Genomic DNA, 21953 nt, shown 5'->3' on the forward strand with positions numbered 1-21953 from the left:
ATCCGCCATGATCCGCCGCCCTTGCCGGGACCGCGGTCAGCGGGCAGGATCGACCGGTGACGAACCGATGGGGCATGACCGTGCCGCTGGGCGGCCTCCCGCTCGCCGACCACGCCGCCGCCTACGCCGCCCTGCGCCGGGCCGGCTTCACCGACGTGTGGTCGTCCGAGGTCAACGGCGCCGACGCGTTCACCCCGCTGGCGCTGGCCGCCGCCTGGCAGCCGGGGCTGCGCCTCGGCACCGCCATCGCCCCCGCCTTCACCCGGGGCCCCGGGCTGCTCGCGATGAGCGCCGCCGCGCTGGCCGAGGCGGCCCCCGGCCGCTTCGCCCTCGGCATCGGCGCGTCCTCCCCCGTGGTGGTGGGCGACTGGAACGCCGTCGCCTTCGACGAGCCGTTCAAGCGCACCCGGGACGTGCTGCGCTTCCTGCGCGCCGCGCTGGCCGGGCAGACCGTCGACGGCGCGTACGACACCTTCGCCGTGCGCCGGTTCACCCTGGAACGGCCGCCGGCCGTGCCCCCACCCCTGCTGCTGGCCGCCCTGCGCCCGGGCATGCTGCGGCTGGCCGCCGCCGAGGCCGACGGGGTGATCCTCAACTGGCTGGCCGCCGACGACGTGCCCACCGCCGTCGCCGAGCTGGGCGGGCGACCCGACGGGTTCGAGGTGGTCGCCCGCATCTTCGTCTGCCCCACCTCCGACGCCGGCCACGCCCGCGCCCTCGGCCGCCGGCTCATCACCACCTACCTGACCGTGCCCGCGTACGCGGCGTTCCACCGCTGGCTGGGCCGGGCGGAGATCCTCGACCCGGTGTGGCGGGCCTGGGCGGCCGGGGACCGGCGGGGCGCGGCCGCCGCCGTGCCCGACGAGGTCGTCGACGCGCTCGTGCTGCACGGCTCCCCCGAGCAGTGCCGCGACCAGGTGCGCCGCTACGCCGACGCCGGAGTGGACGTACCCGTGCTGGCCCTGCTGCCCACGCCCGAGCTGGCCGCCGGCGGCCCGGCGGCCCTGACCGACCTGATCGCCCGGCTCGGGCCCGCCGGGGGAGAGGGCCCGGCGTGAACCTCACCGACCGGGTGGCCGTGATCACCGGCGGCGCCGGCGGCATCGGCGCGGCCCTCGCGCACCGGTTCGCCGCCGAGGGCGCGGCGGCCGTCGTCGTGGCCGACCTCGACGTCGACGCCGCCCGCGCCGTCGCCGGGGCCGTCGGCCCGGTGGCCCACGCCGCCGGCCTCGACGTCACCGCCGAGGACCAGGTCCGCGCGCTGGTGGCCGACACCGAGCGACGGTACGGCCGCATCGACCTGTTCTGCGCCAACGCCGGGATCGCCACGGCCGCGGGGCTGGACGCCGCCGACGCCGACTGGGACCGGGCCTGGCGGGTCAACGTGCTCGCCCACGTCCACTCCACGCGGGCGGTGCTGCCCGGGATGCTGGCCCGGGGCCAGGGCTACCTGCTGCACACCTGCTCGGCCGCCGGGCTGCTCACCGCCGTCGGCGACGCCCCGTACAGCGCGACCAAGCACGCGGCGGTGGGCCTGGCCGAGTGGCTCGCCGTCACCTACCGCGACCAGGGCATCCGGGTCAGCGCGCTCTGTCCGCAGGGGGTGGACACGCCGATGCTCGCCGAAGGGCTGGCCACCGGGCACCTCGGGGCGCGGGTGATCGCCGCCTCCGGCGCGGTGCTGCACCCCGACCGGGTGGCCGACGCGGTGATCGCCGGCCTGGCCGAGGAGCGGTTCCTGATCCTGCCCCACCCCGAGGTCGCGCAGCACGCCCTCCGCCGCGCCGAGGACCCGGACGGCTGGCAGGCCGGCCTCCGCAAACTGGTCCGCCGCCTCCGCGCCTGACCTGAGGACCGCCGCGGCTCGGCGTGCCGCCGTGTCTCCGCGTGCGTCCGTGTCTCCGCGTCTTCGCCTGTCTCCGCGTGCCGCCGCATCTCCGCGTGCCGCCGCGTCTTCGCCTGGCTCCGCGTCTTCGCCGTGGCCCGCAGTGCCCGGTCTTGATCGCGCTCGATCCGGGATCGAGTGGCCTCCACACGACGCCGATGCCACTCGATCCGTGCAGCAGCGCGATCCTGTCGCGGGCGGGGCGGGCCGGCTCCGCGCGGGTTCGGTGCCCGGGCCCGGCCCGCACCGCCCGTCGTTGTCCCTCTGCCTCCGCGATCTTGCACTTGCGGCCCGGGCGTTACGGGGCGAAATGGACTTTCCGGGGGCCGCAAGTGCAAGATCGCCGGTGCGTGGTGCGTGGTGCGTGGTGCGTGGTGCGTGGTGCGTGGTGCGTGGTGCGTGGTGCGTGGTGCGTGGTGCGTGGTGCGTGGTGCGTGGTGCGTGGTGCGTGGGTGGGTCAGGGACGCCAGCGTAGGGGGCCCGGGTGGACCGACCAGAGCAGTCGGCGCCACCAGGGGCGGGCGGCGCGCAGGGCGGTGACGTACTCGCCGGCCAGGGCGGCGGCCCGGTCCGCCTGCTCGGCGGCGGCAGCGCCCGGCGCGAAGGCGAGCTGGTTGAGCAGCCCGGCCAGCTCCGCCAGGTCGGGCGGCACGGCACCGGCGGCGGGGTCGGCGGCACCGGCGGTGGTCTGAGCCGTGCGCGTGACGGCCCCGGCGGTGCCGTCGACCCCGGCTTCGCGGTCGGCCCCGGCGGTGCGGGTGGCCCCGGCGGTGCGGGTGGCGCGGGCGTCGGCCAGGGCGGCGCGGGCCTGCTCCGCGACCTCCGTGGCGGCGAGGTCCCCGCCCACCGGCCGGCCCGCCAGCCGCAGCGCGTCGGTGACCTCCCGCCAGGCGCCGGCGATCCGCTGGCCGGGGCCGCCCGTGGACAGCCGGGCCCGCGACCGCGCCCGGCGCAGCCCGGCCAGCGCCACCAGCACCGCCCCCACCAGCAGCAGCAGGCCACCCGCGCCGCCACCGACCAGCACCGGCGTCGACAACCCACCCGAGTCGACCGGGCGCGCCGGCCCCGCCTGCGGCGGCGGCGTCTGCGTCGGCTCCACGGTCGGTTCGGGCACCTCCGACGGCGGCGGGTCCTCCGGCGCCGGCCGGAAGTCCTCCTCCACCGGACGCGGCTCGTCGTCCGGCCGGGGCAGCGGGTCGAACGCCACCCACCCGAGCCCGGAGAAGAGCACCTCCGGCCAGGCGAACGCGTCGGCCGCCCGCACCGGCCCGGTGCCGCTGGAGGAGAAGCCCACCACCACCCGGGTCGGCAACCCCGACAGCCGGCCCAGCACCGCGAACGCCGCCGCGAACTGCTCCGACGTGCCGCGCTGCCCGCCGCCGTTGCGTGGGCCGAAGAGAAAGAAGCCGAGATTCGGGTACGCGTGCCCGCTCGGCGCGTCCGCCACCACCCGGTAGTGCTCGGCGAGGAACTGCTCGATCGCCGCCGCCCGCGCGTACGGGGCCCCGTTGTCCTCGGCGAGCTGGGCGGCGAGCCGGCGCATCGGGTCGGGCACCCCGTCGGCCACCCGCAGTACCCGGGCCACCTCCTCCCCGGCGGGCACGTCCGCCGTGGCGAGCAGGTTGTTGTCGGGCCGCTCCGCCGCCGACGTGACCGTGTACCGCAGCCCCGGCGTCAGCCCCTCCGGCCGGATCAGCGTCCCCGTCAGCGGGTCGTACGCCACCCGGGCCCCGCCGACCTCACGGGGGGTGGCCACGGCCGGCAGCAACCGACCGCTGAGGTCCGCCACGGTGATCTCCTGCCGGACCGTCTCCACCGTCGCCCCCGGCGCGGGCTGCGCCGCCGGCAGGATCCGGCCGGCGTTGCGGTAGGTCGCCCCGACCCGCCAGGTCACCCCGTCGTAGTCGCTGAGCACCGCGAGTCGGATCCGCACCGACCGGCTGCCGGCAGCGTTCCCGGCGTCGCCGGGCGGCCCGGCGGGGGAGCCGGCCGGACCCGGTGCCCCCGTCGGCGCGTCGGGGCGCTCGGTGGCCACGTCCAGCAGCTTCTGCTGCGGATTCAACGCCCAGCCGGAGATCCGGATCAGCGGGTTCTCGTCCAGCGACTCCACCTGCGGCGGCTCCACGTACCGGCGGGGGTCCACCGGGCGCTCGTCGACCCGGCCCGCCACCACCGGCCCGACCGCGGCCGCCAGCCCCACCACCACGACGAGGCCGGCGGTCGCGGTGGCGGCGAGGCGGGCCCGGACGGCCGCCCGCACCCCGGGCGGCAAGCCGGCCGTGGGGCCCGGACCGGCCGGGCCCGGTCGCCCGGACGGCACCGCCAGCCCCAGCGCGGCGACCGCCGCGAACGCCACCGTGGGCCACACCGCCGGGTCCGCGTTCGGCCCCACCACGTACACCGCCCCGGCGTAGAGCAGCGCTGGCGGAAGGTAGCCCAGCAGCACCCGGCCCGCCCGCAGCGCCACCTCCGCCGCGGCCAGCCCGGCCAGCCACGCCGCGACCAGCGGCACCAGCACCGTGTCCGGCGTCGGCTCGACCGGGATCATCGCGGTCAGCAGCCGGGGGATGCCGTTGCGGGCCGCGTCCGCCGCCACCTCGGCCAGCGAGCCCGGCAGCCCCGCCGCGTCGGCCGACACCCGCAGCGACCACGCCGTGAAACCGGCCAGGCCGGCCACCGACAGCGGGGCGACCAGCCAGGACGGCAGCCGCCGGGCGGCCACGCTGACCAGCACCGAACCGACCGCGGCGCCGACCACCAGCCGGGTCAGCAGCCCGCCCGCGTACACCCGGCCGAGCGCCACCCCGGTCAGCGCGACCAGCGCGACCAGCGCCAGCGGCAGCGGCGCGGCCCGCAGCGCCCGCCACACCCTCACCACCGGCGGACCCCGTCCCACTCGGCCGCGAACGCCGCCCCGTCGGCGGCGTCGACGACCACGATCCCCGTCGCGCCGGGCGGCGCCGGCTCCGTCGCCCCGAACACCCCCACCACCACCGACGGGTACGCCCCGCGCAGCGCGCCGAGGTGCCCCAGCTCGCCCCGGCCACCCGGCCCGGTCAGGAAGACCAACGTGTCGCCGAGCCGGTCCCGGCGCAGCCGGGTCGCCGCCGCCCGCAACGCCGCGGTGGCGTCCCCGGTGTCCAGCCGGGCGGCGGCGAGCCGGTCCAGCGGCCCGATCCCCGCACCGGCGGCCTCCCCCGCCGGCCCCTCAGGCGCGACAAGCAGCAGCGACACCGGCAGGTCGGCGCGCAGCGCCGCCGCGACCACCGACGCCGCCGCCTCGCACGCCGCCTCGAACGACTCCGGATCCCGGCCCGGGTGGGCGCTCGCCCGGTTGTCCAGCAGCACCACGATCCGGGGCAGGCTGGTGTCGACGTTCTCCCGCACCATCAGCTCGCCCACCCGGGCGCTGGTGCGCCAGTGCACCCGGCGCAGCTCGTCACCCACCACGTACTCCCGCAGCGAGTCGAAGGTGATCGAGCCCTGCGGCACCCCGTCCACCCGGCCGTCGAGGCTGCGCCCCACCCCCGTCGGCACCGCCGTCAGCGGGTGGATCCGCGGATGCACCCACACCGGCACCACCGACGAGTACGACCGCGCCAACGCCACCAGCCCCAACGGGTCGCGCCGGGTCACCCGCAGCGGACCGACCGGCACCACCCCCCGACGGTCCGTCGGCACGTCGTAGTCGACCGTGGTGTCCCGCCCCGGCCGCAGCCGCAGCACCGGCACCGGCACCGTCCGGTCGCCGCACCGGTCCTCCGCCAGCAGGTTGGCCGCCCGCAGCCGCCCCGTGTTGCGCACCGTCAGCACCATCCGCGCCGGATCGCCCCGCGACACCCGGTCCGGGTCCGCCCGCCGGGTCACCTCCAGCCGGGGCCGCCACAACGCCACCAGCAGCGCATACCCCACCGCCCCCGCCGCCGCCACGCCCAGCAGCGCCAACTCCGGGTAGGCGAACCGGAAACCGGCACCGAGCAGCACCGACGCGGCCACGAGCAGCCCGACGCCCCGGGCGGTGATCCCCACGCCCCGCAGCCGCCTCAGCCCTGCACCACGGACGGGGCCGGGGCGACCTGGCCCGACGGCAGCGGCACCGGCACCGAGGCGACCGCCTGGCGCAGCACCTCGGCGGCGCTCACCCCGCGCACCTGCGCGTCGGAGGTGAGCAGCAGCCGGTGCGCGAACACCGGCTCGGCGAGGGCCTTCAGGTCCTCCGGCATGATCCAGCCCCGCCCGTCGATCAACGCGTACGCGCACGCCGCGCGGGTCAGCGCGATCACCCCCCGGGGACTCACCCCCACCCGCACCTGCGGGTGACCCCGCGTCGCGGCGGCCAGCCGGACCGCGTACGCGTACAGCGGCTCGGCGATGTGCACCCGTAGGGCCATCCGCACCATCTCACCGACCGTGTCGGTGTCCGTGATCGCCGGCAGCGCCTCGGGGGAGCGGACCGTCGCCCCGCGCAGCACCTCCACCTCGACCGCCTCGTCGGGATACCCGACGGACAGCTTCACCAGGAACCGGTCGAGCTGCGCCTCCGGCAGCCGGTAGGTGCCGTCCATCTCCACCGGGTTCTGCGTGGCCACCACCAGGAACGGCTGCGGCACCGGGTGCCGGACCCCGTCCACCGTGACCGTGCGCTCCTCCATCACCTCCAGCAGCGCCGACTGGGTCTTCGGCGACGCCCGGTTGATCTCGTCGGCGATGACGATGTTGGCGAACACCGGCCCCGGGTGGAACTCGAAGCCCCGGGTGGCCTGGTTGAAGATGGTCACCCCCGACACGTCCGAGGGCAGCAGGTCCGGGGTGAACTGGATGCGCCGCCACCGCCCCTTCACCGTCGCGGCGATCGCCCGCGCGAGGGTGGTCTTGCCGACCCCCGGCACGTCCTCCAGCAGCACGTGCCCCTGCGCGAACAACGCCGTCAACGCCAGCCGGACCACCTGCGGCTTGCCCAGCACCACCGAGTTGACGTTCTCCGCCAGCCGGGCGGCGAGGGCCGCGAAGCCCTGCACCTCCGGCTGGGTGAGCGGTTCGTGCGTGTTCACGGCGGTGCTCCTTGCCTGGTGGGCCGGTCAGCAGGTCGGCAGGACGTTGATGTTGTCGCCGCCTTCGAGGTTGAGCCAGGCCCACGGGATGTAGTTCTTCCCCTCGAACTCGACCCGCACCCACCAGCTGCTCTGCTTCTGGTCGTTGTAGATCCAGGAGTCGACGCTCTCGCCCTGCCGCTTGCAGTACGCCTTCAACCGGGTGCCCGGTCGGGCCCAGCCGACCTGCTTGTCGTTGTCCTGCCGGGGAACGGAGAAGATCTCGTTGCCGTTGCGGCCATCCACGTCCTTGTTGCAGTACGTCCGCTGGTCGCCGTCGGGGCCGTTGTTGCACGTCGCGACCCCGTACAGCGGGTCGGTGCTCTGCGCCCGCCTCGCCGTGCCCTCCCCGGCGGCGTTGCTCGCCGTCACCGTCGCCGTGTACGCCGTGCCCGGCGTCAGCCCCGGCACGGTCGCGCTGGCGCAGTTGCCGGCCGTGACCGGCTTCTCGCCCGGGACGCTGACCGTGCAGGTGGCCTGCCCGCCACCGGCGTCCACCGTGAAGTTCACCGTGACCGCCGTGGCCGTCGCCGACGAACCGGTGACCGTGACCCGGGGCGGCGCCACCGTGCGGGCGGTGCCCGTCGCCGTCTCGCCCGGACCCGCCTCGTTGACCGCCTGCACCGTCACCGTGACGCTCTGCCCGTCGCCCAGGCCGTCCACGGTGGCCCGGGTGTCGGTCACCTCGCTGCTGCGGCCGCCCGCCGCCACCAGGTACTTCGTTACCGGGCGGCCGTTGGCGGCGGCCGGCGACCACTGCACCGCCACGGTGCCCGGCCGGTTCGCCACCGTCGTCGCCCGCAGGTCGACCGGCGCGCCGGGCGCGGCGAACGGCACCACGCTGTTGCTCACCGGGGACGCCGCCGACCCCGCGCCCCGGTCGTTGACCGACACGACCGTGAACGCGTACTGCGTGCCGTAGTCCAGCTCGCCGGCCGGCACCACCAGCTCGGTCTTCGTCGACTCGCCGGCCGGCGCGTTGGCGCCCGCCGAGGTCGCCGTCACCGCGTACTTCGCGATGGTGTTGCCCTGGCCGTTCGCCGCCGGCCACTTCACCAGCACCGTGCCGTCGGGCCGGGCCTCGGCCGTCACGCCCGACGGCGGGTCCGGCACCGCCGCGGTCGGCGTCACCGGATTGCTGGACCGCGCCGGGCCGTCGCCCTTGGCGTTGACCGCGTGCACCGAGAACCGGTACGTCTCGCCGTTGGTCAGGCCCGTGACCTCCACCGACCGCTGGTTGGCCCCCACCTCGCGGCGCTCCCCGGCACCCTCCACCACGTACCGGATGATCTCCGCGCCGTTCGCGGCCGCCGGCCGCCAGCTCACCCGGGCCCGCGCGTTGCCGGCCGACGCGGTGACGCTGCGCGGCGCGCTCGGCTTGCCCACCTTCGGCTTCTTCGGCGGGGGCGGCGGCGGGGGCACCGGCGGCGGGTCGCCGCCGAGCACGTCGTTGGCGTACTTGTTGACCTCGCGCACCCGGTGCTTGTCGTCGACCACCCGGGCGGTCGACGAGTCCGGCGCGTTGATGAACAGCCGGTTCTCCCGCACCTCCAGCTCCAGCGGGCCGGTGGAGCCCTTGCCGCCGATCGTGTCGACGAGCTGGCCGGAGGCGTCGAAGGAGTAGACGGTGCCCGTCGACTCGTCGGCACAGTAGAAGCGGTCCGCCCACGCCACGGCCGGGCTGAGCTCGTCGCCCCGGCCCGGCACCGTGAACTGCCGCTCCTCGCCGCCCGCGCCGATCACGTGCACCTTCCGCTCGCCGGCGACGGTCACCGGCACCTTCGGCCCGCTCGTGCGCGCCGGCAGCGCCCCCGGCCCGGCGATCGTCAGCGGGGTGCGGACCACCTCGCCGCGTTGCACCCGCACCAGCGTGCCGGCCGTGCGGTCGAGCACCGCGACGCCGTCGTCCAGCGTGGAGACCATCAGCTCGTGGCTGGGCTCGGCGACCTCGTACGTCTCGACCCGCTTCGGCGAGATGCCGCCGCCCGGCGGCGCGGCCGGGCCCGGCTCGGACGGCAGCTCCGCCGCCGTGACCGCCGAGACGGTGCCCTCGGCCGGCACGGCGACCCACAGCCGGCCCTCGCCGTCGAACGCCCCGCCGGTGATCCCCGGCGGGTAGCGCACCGGCTCGCCCACCGGGGCCAGCGAACGCGGGTCGAGCTGCCGGACGACGCCCTGCACGGCGTCCACCACGAACGCGGCATCGGAGTGCAGCGCCACGTTGACGCCCAGCCCCGGGGTGGTCCGGGTGCTGGCGGTGATCTGGAGGGTGGCCAGGTCCAGCGAGCTGACCTGCCCGGTGTTCAGGTCGCGCAGGATCAGCAGCCGGTCGGTCTGGACGACCTGCACCGGGTGCCGTCGCGCGTCGGGGACCTCCACCCGGGTGTCCACCCGCGCCGTCACGCCGTTGACCCGCGCCAGCTCGCTGCGCGCCGCGCTCCACAGCCAACTGCTGGCGTCGTAGTTGGCCACCGCGTTGTCGGCGGCGCCCAACCCGAGGACGGTGAGGCCCATCGCGGCCAGCAGCGCGGACACCGTGCCGACGGTGACGAGGCCACCGCGCCAGCGCCGGCGGCGGGCGGCACCCGGCCCCGTGCTCACGGCGTCGTCGATGGTGGCCACAAGCGGCTGCCTCCCCGTGTCGTCATGGCAGGTGAGCGCCGTCCACTGGCGACCCTCCCGTGAGCCGGGTGCCATCATATGACCACCCTGAGACAGGGGAAACCCGCACCGTCGGCCCGCGCGCACCCAGCGTGCACGCCTTGTGGACGGTCGTTCAGCGCGGCGTGGCGGTCCGCTCCCGCTGCGTACACACCTGCCCGGAGGTGGCGAACGCGTCGGTCGAGTACACGGCGAGCACCGTGAAGCAGTAGTCCACCCGGGCGTTCAGCCCGTTCACCGTGTAGCTGGTCTGCCCCGGGTCCACCGTGGCCATCACCCCCAGCTTCTGCCCGGCCCGGCCACCGGCCACCATGAACGGCACCGCGCCGGCCGACGGGTCCGTCCAGGTCAGGGTGATCGTGCTGCTGTCGTCACGCAGCTCCAGGTCACCCGGCGGCGGACCGTCCACCGTCGGCCCGGCCGCCGCCGACGGCGGCGTCGGCGGGGGCGGCCCCGCGGCGCGACCGAGCGCCAGCGCCGCGACGCCGACCACGACCGCGAGCACGACCAGGGCCGCCACCACGGCCACGACGATCAGCACCCGTCCGCGCCCGGCCTGCTTCTCCTCGGGGTACGTCGTCTGCCACGCCTCGCGCGGGGACGGGTAATCGTCGTCGGGCCCCCCGCCACCCCGCTCGGGCCACGCCGGCCCGTCCCGCCCCGGCTGCCCGTCCCGCCCCGGTTGCCCGTCCCAGTCCGCTGCCGCCGGTGCGGGCGGGGCCGGTGCGCTCCCGGGGCCGACCGGTCCCGCCTCGACCGCTTCCCGCCCGGGCCACGGCGGCCGGTGGGGCCGGGCCGCCGGTCGGGGGTCGGGTGCGGGCGGCGGCGGGGACGCGTCCGGGTGCGCCGCCCCGTGGCCCGGGCCGAGCGCCCTCGCCGGGTCATGGAACGCCTGCGCCTGCGCCTGCGCCTGCGCCTGCGCCTGCGGCTGCGGTGCGGGTGCCGGCACCGTCAGCGGTACCGGTGCGGCGTCCGGTCCGGGCCCGACCGGGGCCGCCAGACGCCCGGGAGCGGGCCCGAGGGGCGGCAGGGCCGTGCCCCCGGCCGTCGGGTGGCCCGCGCCGCCCGGTGCGGAGAGTCCGTCGTCGACGGGCTCGGCCGGCGACGGCGAGGGCGAGACCCGGCCCCAGGGCGGCGCGGTCATGCCCCACGGCGGCACGGGCGTCCCGCTGACCGGCGTGCCACTGACCGGCGACCCGCTGACCGGCGTGCCACTGACGGGGGTGCCGCTGACAGGGGTGCCGCTCACGGGCACGCCGCTGACCGGCGTGCGGCTGACGGGCGCTCCGCTCACGGGCCTGCTGGTCGGCGGAGCGCCCACGGGAGGGGCTCCGGTCGTCGGGGCCGACGAGGCGTCACCGCCCGGTTCGGTCGCGGCCCGGAGGCCCTCCTGCCGGGCGGCCTCCTCCCGCAGCAGGGGATCGAGCTGCCGTACCTGGATGGTCGGCTCGTCCCAACCGCGCGGCGGCGCGGGCGGCGGCGACGGCTGCGGCCCCGGCTCGGCGGGCGCGCGCGGGCCCGGCGGGTTCGGCGTGGCGCTCGGCGCAGGCGGGTGCGGCACCGGCCCGCCCTGCCTGCCGGGCCCGGGGCGCGGTGGAGCCGGGATCCGTGGCGCCGGTGGCGCCGCCTGCGGAGCCCACGGCGAGACCGGCTGCGGCGGCGCGTCGGCACCGGAAACGGGCCTCGTCGCAGCCGCCGGGGTCGCGGACACCGGCGAAGCCGGCGGTGCGCCCGGCGCGGTCGCCGGGTGCGGCGGCCCCAGTGCGTGCGGGGCGGGGGCGACGAACTCCGGCGACCGGGACGGCGCCGGGATCCGGGGCGGGGGCGGCGGCGGTTGCCGCGGCGGGCCGGACACCGGCGGCGGTAGCGGCGGCTGGCGCGGGAACGGCGGCGGGGACGTGGTCGAATCGCGCGGCGTCGGCGGTCCGGGTGGCGCGGCCGCGCGCGGGGCGGGCGGGGCGGGAGGAACAGGCGGCGTCGTGCCCGGCCCCGCGCCCCCGAGATAGTGCCGGGCCGCCTGTACCGCCGGGTGGTCGGCACCGAGCACGGCGGGGCCGGCGTCGGCCACCCGGGAGTAGTGGCGGCGGGCCTCGTGCCGGTTGCCCAGCTCCTCGGCGACCGAGGCGAGGTCGAAGGAGAACGCGAGCATCAGCGGGTCGGCGGGATGCCACCGGCGCTCGCCGGCCGCGAGGGCCCCCTCCAGCACGCGCCGCGCGGCGGCCGGGTCGTCGGCCTCCCGGTGCAGCCGGGCGAGCAGGTGGGCGGTGCCCAGGACCTCCGGATGGTCCTCGCCGAAGCTGGCCCGCAGCGGGTCGATCGCGTCGGCCAACAGCCGGCACGCGCCCGCGACGTCGCCGGCGGCGCGCAGCGCGAGCGCCCGGTGCTGAAGTGCGGCCAGGGGAGAGGGCTGTGACACGTCAGCCATGCTGCCCGCAGAGGGCGGCCCGACGCCACCCGCAGGGTCGGGCCGTGATCGCCCGGCGGCGTCTCCGGGCCGGCCGTCGTCGCCGCTGAGCTGGGCGGACGGCGCGGCCCAAGGGTGATGTGCATGATCCACGAGGGTTGTGTAAAGTAAGCCCCCGTGCGGCCCGCCGGGTCGACCGGAGGGCCGCGAAAACCCCTTCAGGCGACACGGTAGGCTGAGCGAGTAGGTCCGGGTGGCGGAATGGCAGACGCGCTAGCTTGAGGTGCTAGTGCCCGTATAGGGCGTGGGGGTTCAAGTCCCCCCTCGGACACCAACCGAATCCCAACGGTGCGCGGCAAGGTCAACACTTGCCCGCACCGTTTGTGTTTCCGGGTCGTACGCCAGGTGCAGCCCGAGGCTGCGGTAGACCTCCAGTTTGCGTTCCGGCTCGGCGTCGCGCAGGGCGCGCACGAGGTCTCCGAGTTCGCAACGGGCGGCGTGCAGGTGCAGCGGGTGAGCCCCGGCGGTCCTATCGGTCGGTGCGGGTGGTCTCGTCGGCGATCCAGCCGAGGTGCCGGGCCGTGTTGGTCAGGATCTCGGCGAGTTGCGCGTCGATGCCGAACCGCTCGAAGCTCTTCGGCATGCTGTCGGCGAGGTCGCTGCCGCGCCGTTCGGACGCGGCTCGCCAGTCGGCCAGCATCTCGATCAGGTCCACGAGGGTCATCCCGTTAATGCCACGGTCGTGGTGTTCCGGGTGATGCGCGTTGTGCGCGTAGTGGTGAGCGAGGCCGTCGCCCATCGCCGCAAGCCAGGCTCGGTACTCGTCGCTGCCGTACTCGGCCGCCTGGAGCTTCGGCACGTACTCGTCGTACGTCTCCACCTCGGGCGGCTCAAGCTTGGACAGGTCGTGCTGGGTGGACCGGGCGATCAGTTCCTTGATCGGGGCGCCCATGAGGGTGCCAACGCGGAGGCTGTGGATTAGGGTGCCGGGGCGGCTGTCGTAGGTCACGGTGTCCTCCGGGGTCGGCTGGTGCGGATGAGTGCGCCGATGGCCTGGGAGAGCCAGACGAAGTCAGTACGGGTGACTCGCAGCCTGTTCCGGACGGCTCGCAAGATCATCCGCAAGGTAGACCCGGATTCCGTAAGGTTCGGGTGGACACGACAACTTGCAAGCGTAGCGCAGCAAGTTGTGGATCCTGTTACCGGATCTCGCCGCCAACGGGGGCGTTAGCGGCAGCGTGCCCTAACCCGACGAGCGCCCGACGTCGTCGGAGCAAGTTGGAGTAGAAGTCTGACTATTGGTCAGACGGGCCGCGTGGCGGCCGGGCAGATCAGGGCGGCGTCGGCCCGCGGGAAGGGTGGTCGACGTGGCTGAGCCGCCGCAGGTCGGTGTGGTCCGGTTCGGTGCCAGTGAGCGCCGGCGGCGTGCCCACATCGATGATGATCCGCGGGTGCCCGGGTGACCGTGCGGCTGTCCGAGGCGGAACGGACGGCGGTCGAGGCGAACGCGGCGGCGGCCCGGATGGCCACCTCGGCGTACCTGGCGGAGGCCGGTTTGGTACCGCTCGTACCCGCCCCGCCCGGTCAAGGTGGGGGCGGGGAGACGGGCCCGTTGCTGGTCGAGTTGATGGGCGTGCACCGGCAGGTGCAGGGCGCGGCGGCCAACCTCAAACCAAGCGGTGACACGGCTGCACTCGACCGGTGAGCCGGCCGGGGACCTGGCCGCCACCCAGGTAACCAACCCTCCGGCGAACCGGGGAAACCTCAGGCGTGCACTTCACCAACTTCACGGTCCAGGGCAAAGCGGTCACCAGCCAGACCGATTCGGATGCGAGCTGGAACATCAACGCTTACGTCTCGAGCGTCACCTTCTCCACGCCGCCCCCGACTACGGCGCCGCCGAGCCAGTCCGGTGCCTGCGAGGTGGGCTACACGATGAACTCCTGGAACGACGGGTTCACCGCCAGCATCCGGGACCGGCGACGGATATGGCGGATACGGATGCGTTCGAGTCATGGTCGGTCCGGGCGGGATCGCGTCCTGCCGGACCGGTGCGTCCACGTCGGCCACGGCACCTGGCAGCCCGTTCACAGCATGGAAACATAAGAATTAATCTGGTTCTCCGCTCCTTTGTGGACCTTGGCGGTCGTCGATGTCATGCTCATGTGCGAGCGTCTATCGTTGTCGTGCGAGGATGGGGAACGCCTGTGCTGCTTGGTTCGCCATCGACTTCGTCGCCGCCCGCGTGCGGCCGTCGGTGTGGGTTTGCCGCCGGGGCTGACGGCCCGCGCCTCGTCGACGCCCCGATCCACGGCCAGAACGGGAAGGTGGCGGTCACATGAAGGTTCTCGTAATCGGTGGTGGTCCGGCTGGGAGCACTGCGGCGACGGCAATGGCCCAGGCCGGACTCGACGTGCGGCTCATCGAGAGCGCCCACTTTCCGCGATACCATGTGGGTGAGTCGCTCACGCCGTCGTGCCGGGTGGTGCTGGATGCGATCGGCTTGTCGAAGATTGTCGATGACTACGGTTTCGTGAAGAAGAACGGAGGCGTCATCCACTGGGATGACGACCAGTGGGCGTTCGACTGGCACGAGCAGTCCGGGGTGCAGTCGTGGCAGGTGGATCGAAGCGAGTTCGACACGCTGCTGCTGGAGCACGCCCGCCAGAACGGGGTTGCCGTCACCACCGGCGTCACCGGTCGGTCGGTGCGGTTTGCCGACGGCCGACCAGTGGCCGTGGAGTGCTCCCCGGAGGACGGTGAGTCCTTCACCATAGATGATTTCGACTTTCTGATTGACGCCACCGGGCGTAACGGGCTGCTCAGCGCCCGTCACTTCGGCAACCGTGAGTCGCTGAGCAACCTACGGAATGTCGGCATCTGGGGCTACTGGACCGGTGCCAGCCTACTGCCCGACACGCCGACCGGAGGAATCAATATCATTTCCTCGCCAGAGGGTTGGTACTGGGTGATTCCGCTGGCCGGCGGGCGGATGAGTATCGGTTACGTCACCACCAAGGACGCCTTCGCCCGTGATCGTCACGAGCACCCGTCGTCGGATGAACTGTACCGGCACCTGATCGCGGCATCGCCGACCGTGGCGGGCCTGACCGCAGGGGCGGCGTTCATCGGTAGTACGAGGGTCGAGACCGACTACTCGTACATCGCGGATCAGTTCTGCGGGCCAGGTTACGCGATCGTGGGTGACGCGGCGTGTTTCCTGGATCCGCTCTTGTCCACCGGCGTGCATCTCGCGCTCTACAGTGCTTTGACTGCGGCCGCGTGCCTCGCTTCGGTGGACCGTGGCGAGGTCAGCGAAACCGAGGCCCTCAGATTCTTCGAGTTTGCCTACCGTCGTGCGTACATGCGTCTCTTTGCGCTGGTGAGCATCATGTACGAGCGCTATCTCGGTAAGGACGGCTTCTTCCTCACGTCCGACCGGTTGATCGGAGACGAGCAACCCGCACAGGCGGAGGAAGGCGTTTCGTCCCGTTCCTTCGCGGAGATCATCGGTGGCCTTTCTGACCTGCGTGAGGCAGCCAACTCGTCCACCCGTGTCATCACCGATCAACTGCGGGAGGAGGCGGTGCGGGTGCAGATGCGGGCCGTACGCGCACCGGACTCCACTGGGCCCGACTTCACCCCGGTTCGCGGCAACCCTCTCTCCGATGCGGAGTCGGCTGACTACCGCCTCGTCACCAGCCCGCAGCTAGGCCTCGAGCGGGTCCGTGAGCCACGTCCCTGAACTCGGCAAAGGTCGCTCTTCCTCCTGGCCTCGACGATCCGCGCCGGACGCGGGCTCGCCGGACAAGGCAGGTCTGCGCCTGCCGTGGAGGTCGGACGTGCCGACTGCGCGAACCTGTCTCGTGGTCGCGTAGCTGATCGTGGTTGCCCCGGCCGTGCGGCCGGGGCAACCTGAGGGCCGTGCGGCCAGGGTGACCTGGGGTCCGTGCGGGATGTGGACGCCGGGTTGTGCCGGCCCGCTGACCGCGACCGGCCGAACAACCTCTGGCACCCCCTCGACGGGCCCGGCGGGCACGACTACGGCGCACGAGGCGACCGTCGCCCGTCGTCCCCGGGCTGCCGAACGCCCGTGGTGGCTCGGCGGAATGCGCGCCAGGGGCGAAGCGCGGCGGAGCACCTGGTTGCCTCGTCGGCCGGGTCGGTGCCGACCGTTCAGGCGGCATACACCTCCAGCCGGGAGAGCTGGCCCGCGGGCCAGCCGGTGTTGCCGGTGATGTGGACCCGGACGTACCGCCGCGAGGTGGCGGCGAAGGAGACGGTCACCTGGTTGCCGGTGGCCGGGTCGAAGACCCGACCGGCCGGGGCGACGATCGTCTGCCAGGTGGTGCCGTCGGTGCTGCCTTGGATCGAGAGAGTCTGGGTACGCGTCGCCCAGGCGGCCGACGGTGGCAGCCCGAGCACCACCCGGCCGACCGGGCTGGCCGAGCCGAGATCCACCTGCACCCACTGCGGGAACGTGCCACCGACGCTCTCCCAGTAGCTGTGGGCGTCACCGTCGACCACGTTTCCGCCAACGTACCCCTGGGTGTGGCTGCTCGTCGCGGTCGGTCGGCCCCGGGCCAGGTCGGTCGCGGGAGGCGGCGGGGCGGTGGTCGCGTACACCTCGACCTGGGCGAGCTGCGCCGACGGCCAGCCGGTGTTGCCGGTGACCGTCACCCGGACGTGCCGGGCGGTGGTGGTCGGCACGGTGACGGTCGCGGTGTTGCCGGTGCCCGGGTCGAAGCGGACCGCGGTCGCCGCGACGAGCGTGGTGAAGGTCGCGCCGTCGGTGCTGCCCTGCACCGACAGGGTCTGGATCCGGGCCCCCCAGCCGTCCGGCAGGGCGAGGACGAGCCGGGACACCGGATGGGCCGCGCCGAGGTCGACCTGCCACCACTGGGGGAAGACGCCGTTGGTGGACTCCCAGTAGCTGGACCGGTCGCCGTCGACCGCGTTGCCGGCGGTGAACGGGCCGTTCTGGCTGCTGGCGCTGGTCGGGCGGCCGGCGGCGAGGTTGCCCCCGGGTGGTGGCGGCGTGCCCACCACCGGTGGGGTCGGCCGGACCGCGGTGAGGGCGAGCTGGCCCTTGAGCATCCGGCCACCGTCGGCGGTGATCCGCAGGTAGTAGTCGGCGGAGCAGAAGGTGCCGTCCTCGTCGAGGGACCGGATGCCGACGCCGGCCGGCGTGGTCGCCTGCGTCTCGCTGGTCTTGGCGATCTGGTTGCCCTCGTTGTACTCGTCGAACATCGACACGTAGAGACCCTGCGCGCCCAGCCGGACCATGTTGTAGAGGTGCCGCCAGTAGAAGTCGCCGTGGCGGCGGTGCCCGGAGGAGAGGTCGCCCGGCATCACGCAGGGTTGGTAGTCGATGCCGTGGGCGGCGCAGTCGGCCAGGTCGGGGACGTTGACGTTCGTGTGGAACCAGTCCAGCCCGTCCAGCGTGCCGGTCCGCCCGACCATCCACGGCGAGAGCATGTGGAAGGCGTGGTAGACCTCGGAGAACCCGGGCCGGGAGTCGTTGATGCCCTGCCGCCAGTACGTCGGCACGCCGCCGATGACGTAACAGCCCTGGGCCTTGAACCACTGCACCACGTCCAGGCAGGGTGCCGGGGCGAACGGGCGGCCGTCGTCGTTGAAGCCGAACCCCCAGATGCACACCGCCGGCTTGCCGTTCTGCCGCGCGTACGCCGGGGAGGCGGTGTGCGCGGACATCTTCGTCGTCCAGTCCTCCTTGATCTGGGACTGCATGGACGTCCAACCGGTGACGTCGTACATGATGTAGAACCTGCGGCCGTGCCGTTCGGCGGCGTCGCGGACCTTGACCGTCATCGCGTCGCGGGTCGGCCCCTCGTCGCCGACCGGGTTGAACCGCTGTAACGCGGCGGTGTCGCAGCCGTGGTCGCGCATCCACCGGAAGTGGGTGTCGACGGTCTGCTGGTCGTAGGAGGAGAAGAGCTGTGCCGGCTGGCCGTTGCCGAGCGCCGGGTAGGCGGTGGCGTAGCCGTGCGGGTACTCCCGCATGTCGGGCCAGGACACGATGGTCGTGTTGTTCGGTGACGGTGGCTGGAACCGGTCCCGGCCCCAGTGCCACCAGCCGCCGATCGGCGCGCTGTCGCCCGGGCAGCTGAACCAACCCTGGTAGCCGACGGTGATCTTGCCGACCACGTCGCCCGGCGGGCTGGCTGCGGCGGCCGACGCGGTACCGCCCGGCAGCAGGTCGCGGGGCGGGACGGCGGCCAGCGCGGTGCCGGCCGCCACGGCTCCGATGAGCGTACGGCGGGTGAGTCCCATGGCGATGCCTCCTCTTGAGGGCTGGGAGGAGCGGACGGTCGGTGGTGCGGGCGGGTGGGGCTCGACGTGGGATGTCACCGTCGGCGAGTGGCGACATCCCACGTCGGGGATCGGCGGGCTCAGCCGCCGGTGATGGAGAAGCTCGATCCGGGTTGCGTGACGATGTGGCCGTCGGCCGAGTTGGTGATGGTGACGTTGGTCAGCCGGGCGTTGCCGCGGGCACCGGCCATCGCCAGGATGCCGGCACCGTGGTTCGACTTGTCGATCTTCACGTTGGTGATCGCGACGTTCGGCATGTTGCCGCCGCCGGTCTTGAACTGGATGCCGTCGTAGGTCGAGTCGTGGATCTCGGTGTCGCGGATGGTGACGCCGGTGATGTCGGAACCGGCCGGGAACAGGGTGATCGCGCCGAACTCCTGGTCCTCGTTCCAGAAGACGCCGCCGCACCGGTGGAGCGCGTTGTTGGCGATCAGCGTCGTGCCCGAGAAGGGCAGCGGGCTGTGGTCCGTCGCCAGCATGATGCCCGGGTAGTTCATCGTGTCGTAGATCAGGTTGTTCTCGATGGTGTTGCCGTAGCCGCCGTAGATCGCGATGCCGTTCGCCCGCCAGGGCAACTGGACGGTGTTGTTGACGAAGTGGTTGTCGTGCGCGACGTCCACCGACGGGTCCTTGACGCGGGGGTTGGCCCAGACGGCCAGGGCGTCGTCACCGGTGGTACGGAACGACGAGTTGAACACGCGCGAGTTGCGGGTGCCGTTGGAGAAGTTGATGCCGTCGGCGTAGGTGTTGCGGATCCGCATGCCGCTGAACTCGAGGCCGTCCCCGGGGTTCCAGTACGCCGGGGTGTCCGAGTAGTCCCGGCCGACCCAGGCGCCGACGTTGACGTGTTCGATCCAGACGTTGCTGATCTTCGTGTTCCGGCCGAGCCGTCCGTTGATCCCGTGGCCGCGGTGGGCCCGGTTGGTCGTCATGCCGAAGATGGCGAGGTCCGAGATCTGGGTGTTGTCGTCGATGTCGAAGCCGACGTTGCCCTCGTGCGGGTGGTTGATGTTGCCCACCACGTTCTGTGGCTCGGTCAGGGTGTAGAGCTGGGAGTGCCACATGCCGGCACCCCGGATGGTGACGTTGCGGATGCCCTGCTGGTTGTACTGCCCACGGGTCGGGTCCGGCGAGAGGATCTTCTGCTCCTGCCGCCACTGACCGGCCGGGATCCAGACGCAGCCGATGACGCCGTTCTGGTCGTCGGTCACGGCCCGCTGGATGGCGGCGGTGTCGTCGAGCCCGTCGTTGGGCACCGCCCCGTAGGACGTGATCGAGGTGCACTCGGCCGGCTTGCTGGCCGGGGGAGCCACCTGCTCCAGGTCGATGAGATCGATGATGTAGAACGCCGCCGTGTCGGCGGCGTCCCGCTGGAGCCGGAACCGGGTGCCGGCCGGGTAGGACTGGGCCAGCAGCGCGTGCGACTCGTCGAACAACCGCCGCGCGTCGGCCTGCGGGGTGTTGGTCAACGACTCGGTGTCGTCGGTGGTGCCGTAGAGCCAGCTGTGCCTCGACGAGAGGGTCACCTTCTGCACGAACGTGTCGTTGACGTAGAGGCTGAGGCTGGCGGTGATGCCGCCGCCGTTCGGGGCGTCCGGGATGGAGTTGCGCACCACGATCGAGTTGGCCGGGTTGGTCGAGGTGAACTCCACGAACTGCCCGGTGCTGGTCAGCCGCACCGACTTGCGCCCGGAGGACTCGGTGCCGAAGTTGGTGTGCCCGAACGTGCGCAGCGGGTCGGCCTCGATCAGGGTGCCCTGGTAACGGGCGGCCTCGGCCTCGTATTCGACCCACGGCGTCGCCGCGCCGCGCCCCACCACGATCGACCGGGTGAACGAGTTGTTGGACTCGTTGGTCTCGGCGACGACGTTGGTGGCGTCGGCGGTGGCGGTGAGGATGGCTCCCCCGGCCGTGGCGGTCCACGTGCCGCTGATCGCCACGGTGACGGTGGCACCGGCGGCCACGGTGGCGGTGGTGCCGGTCAGCGTGGTGCCGCCCACCACGAGCCGGGTGACCGACGAGGCGGTGGTGCCGGTGATCCCGCGGTTGCGGACCGCCACGGTGAACGTGACCGCCGCCCCGACCGGCGGGTTCGACGGGGTGGAGCTGATGTCCACGACCTGGAGGTCGGGGCCGGGCGCCTGGGTGACCACCAGGTCGGTGGACGCGGTGAAGGTGTTGTTGTCGTTGTTCTGCTCGGCGACCGTGTTGGCCGGGTCGACCACCGCCGAGACGCGGTAGCTGCCCATCGGCTGCGTCCCGATGGTCGCCGTGACGGTGGCCGAGGCGCCGGCGGCGAGCGCACCCACCGGAGCGCTGCCCACCACCGTGCCGCCCAGCCTGAAGTCCACCTTCGTCGCGCCCGCGACGGCGGTGCCCGCGTTGCGGACCGTGGCCGACAGCGTGACCGGAGTGGCCTCGCTCGGCGTGGCCGGGGTCCAGCTCGCCGTGGTGACCACCAGGTCGGGGTTCGGTGCCCAGGTGCCCCGCACCTGGAGGTCGGCGACCTGCCCGCCCGGCGCGCCGGTGTTGCCGAGGAACCTCAGTTGCAGGTCGGCCACCCGGCCGGTGACCGGGATCGTCACCGTGTTCTGGTTGCCCGACGGGCTGAAGGAGTAGGCGGCGGCGGCCTTCAGCGAGGTGAAGCCGCCGGCCGTGTCGGTGCGGCCCAGGACCTCGAGGTTCTGCGTACGGGGGCCCCAGGCCGGATCCGGGTTGAGCTTGATCACGACCGCCGTGAGGTCGGCGCCCGCGCCCAGCTTCACGGTGAGGGTGGCCGGGAACCCGGCGGACTCCCAGTACGAAGTGGGGCTGCTGTCGTTGGCGTTGGCCGCGACGAAGGAGAACGTCGACGACGACGCCTCGATCGGCTTGCCGGCGGCCAGGTTCGTGCCACCGGGATCACCCGGATCGCCGGGGCCGCCGCCCGCCCCGTAGATCTCGAACTCGGCGACCTGGGCGGCGGGCCAGCCGGTGTTGCCGGTGACGTGCACCCGTACGTACCGCACGCTGGCCGCGGCGAAGTCGACGGTGACGGTGTTGGTGGAGGCCGGGTCGAACACCCGACCGGCCGACGCGGAGAGCGTGCCGAAGCTGCTGCCGTCGGTGCTGCCCTGGACGGAGAGGGTCTGCGTCCGGGTGCCCCAGTCGGTCGGGGGCAGCTTCAGCTTCACCTGGTCGACGCTGACGCTGCCGCCCAGGTCGATCTGGATCCACTGCGGGAACGCGTGGGACGGGCTCTCCCAGTAGGTGTGTTGGTTGCCGTCGTTGACGTTGGCCGCGACGTAGGGGCCGTTGGCCCCGCTCGCCGCGGCCGGTCGGCCGGCGGCCAGGTTGGGCCCGCCGGCCGCGAGCGCCGGGGTGGGCGCGAGGGCCGCGCCGCCGAGCAGCGCGACCGCGAGGAAGCCGCCGACCAGCAGTCTGCGGAGTCGGGTACGTGTCATGACGTCCTTCCTGGAGCACGACAGAGGTCCGGGCCAGCGGCGACAAGCGGGCCCGGGCACCGGGCGGCGCACCGTACGCTGCGCTGCGTGGGAGCTGGGCGGGCTGCGTCGGCGGTGAGGCCCGTTCCGCGACGGTG

At 73.9% G+C, this 21953-nt stretch carries 13 protein-coding genes and 1 tRNA gene; 6 read left to right on the top strand and 8 right to left on the bottom strand.

Annotation, left to right across the window (positions count from 1 at the left end; translation table 11 throughout):
- Window positions 1-74: 74 nt before the first annotated feature.
- Window positions 75-1058, top strand: coding sequence for an LLM class F420-dependent oxidoreductase (locus tag HDA31_RS08695; protein WP_178067621.1), 984 nt, complete (start codon window positions 75-77; stop codon window positions 1056-1058).
- Window positions 1055-1846, top strand: coding sequence for an SDR family oxidoreductase (locus tag HDA31_RS08700; RefSeq protein WP_178065659.1), 792 nt, complete (start codon window positions 1055-1057; stop codon window positions 1844-1846). Before HDA31_RS08695 ends, HDA31_RS08700 begins: the two co-directional genes overlap by 4 nt.
- Before the next feature lie 496 nt (window positions 1847-2342).
- Here the strand turns inward: HDA31_RS08700 and HDA31_RS08705 are convergent, their stop codons facing one another.
- The 5 genes from HDA31_RS08705 to HDA31_RS32900 all read right to left on the bottom strand — a co-directional run bounded on the left by HDA31_RS08705 (window position 2343) and on the right by HDA31_RS32900 (window position 12052).
- Window positions 2343-4763, bottom strand: a complete 2421-nt coding sequence (locus tag HDA31_RS08705) for a transglutaminase TgpA family protein (protein WP_246384008.1) — start codon at window positions 4761-4763, stop codon at window positions 2343-2345.
- Window positions 4757-5914, bottom strand: a complete 1158-nt coding sequence (locus HDA31_RS08710) for a DUF58 domain-containing protein (protein ID WP_178065657.1) — start codon at window positions 5912-5914, stop codon at window positions 4757-4759. Before HDA31_RS08710 ends, HDA31_RS08705 begins: the two co-directional genes overlap by 7 nt.
- Before the next feature lie 14 nt (window positions 5915-5928).
- A complete protein-coding gene (locus tag HDA31_RS08715; protein WP_178065656.1) occupies window positions 5929-6936 on the bottom strand; it encodes an AAA family ATPase in 1008 nt (335 codons plus the stop codon).
- A 27-nt stretch (window positions 6937-6963) separates the two neighbouring features.
- The gene (locus tag HDA31_RS08720) at window positions 6964-9597 is read right to left on the bottom strand and encodes a fibronectin type III domain-containing protein (protein WP_178065655.1); all 2634 of its coding nucleotides are present in this window, start codon (window positions 9595-9597) and stop codon (window positions 6964-6966) included.
- A gap of 154 nt (window positions 9598-9751) precedes the next feature.
- Window positions 9752-12052 carry a fibronectin type III domain-containing protein gene (locus tag HDA31_RS32900; protein WP_281370187.1) on the bottom strand — a complete coding sequence of 767 codons (2301 nt, stop codon included), beginning with the start codon at window positions 12050-12052 and terminating at the stop codon, window positions 9752-9754.
- Window positions 12053-12287: 235 nt separating this feature from the next.
- Between HDA31_RS32900 and HDA31_RS08735 the strand changes: the two genes are divergently transcribed.
- A tRNA-Leu gene (locus HDA31_RS08735) sits at window positions 12288-12374 on the top strand.
- Between the two features lie 195 nt (window positions 12375-12569).
- On the opposite strand, the gene HDA31_RS08740 is transcribed toward HDA31_RS08735, so the two are convergent.
- Entirely contained in the window at window positions 12570-13049 is a 480-nt protein-coding gene (locus HDA31_RS08740) for a DUF5662 family protein (protein WP_219824933.1), read from the bottom strand.
- A gap of 450 nt (window positions 13050-13499) precedes the next feature.
- Here HDA31_RS08740 and HDA31_RS32060 point away from each other — a divergent pair, with 450 nt between their 5' ends.
- The 3 genes from HDA31_RS32060 to HDA31_RS08755 all read left to right on the top strand — a co-directional run bounded on the left by HDA31_RS32060 (window position 13500) and on the right by HDA31_RS08755 (window position 15785).
- The gene (locus HDA31_RS32060; protein ID WP_246384004.1) at window positions 13500-13745 is read left to right on the top strand and encodes a hypothetical protein; all 246 of its coding nucleotides are present in this window, start codon (window positions 13500-13502) and stop codon (window positions 13743-13745) included.
- Between the two features lie 65 nt (window positions 13746-13810).
- Window positions 13811-14146 (top strand): hypothetical protein, encoded by a 336-nt coding sequence (locus HDA31_RS08750; protein ID WP_178062718.1) that lies wholly within the window; start codon window positions 13811-13813, stop codon window positions 14144-14146.
- Window positions 14147-14378: 232 nt separating this feature from the next.
- Complete coding sequence (locus HDA31_RS08755; protein ID WP_178065654.1) at window positions 14379-15785, top strand: NAD(P)/FAD-dependent oxidoreductase; 1407 nt, start codon at window positions 14379-14381, stop codon at window positions 15783-15785.
- A 431-nt stretch (window positions 15786-16216) separates the two neighbouring features.
- Here the strand turns inward: HDA31_RS08755 and HDA31_RS08760 are convergent, their stop codons facing one another.
- Both HDA31_RS08760 and HDA31_RS08765 read right to left on the bottom strand, forming a co-directional pair.
- Window positions 16217-18334 carry a glycoside hydrolase family 99 protein gene (locus tag HDA31_RS08760; protein ID WP_178065653.1) on the bottom strand — a complete coding sequence of 706 codons (2118 nt, stop codon included), beginning with the start codon at window positions 18332-18334 and terminating at the stop codon, window positions 16217-16219.
- 119 nt (window positions 18335-18453) lie between these two features.
- Window positions 18454-21816, bottom strand: a complete 3363-nt coding sequence (locus tag HDA31_RS08765; RefSeq protein ID WP_178065652.1) for a CARDB domain-containing protein — start codon at window positions 21814-21816, stop codon at window positions 18454-18456.
- Between the last annotated feature and the right edge of the window lie 137 nt (window positions 21817-21953).

It is taken from the genome of Micromonospora carbonacea, assembly GCF_014205165.1.
Lineage (GTDB): Bacteria > Actinomycetota > Actinomycetes > Mycobacteriales > Micromonosporaceae > Micromonospora > Micromonospora carbonacea.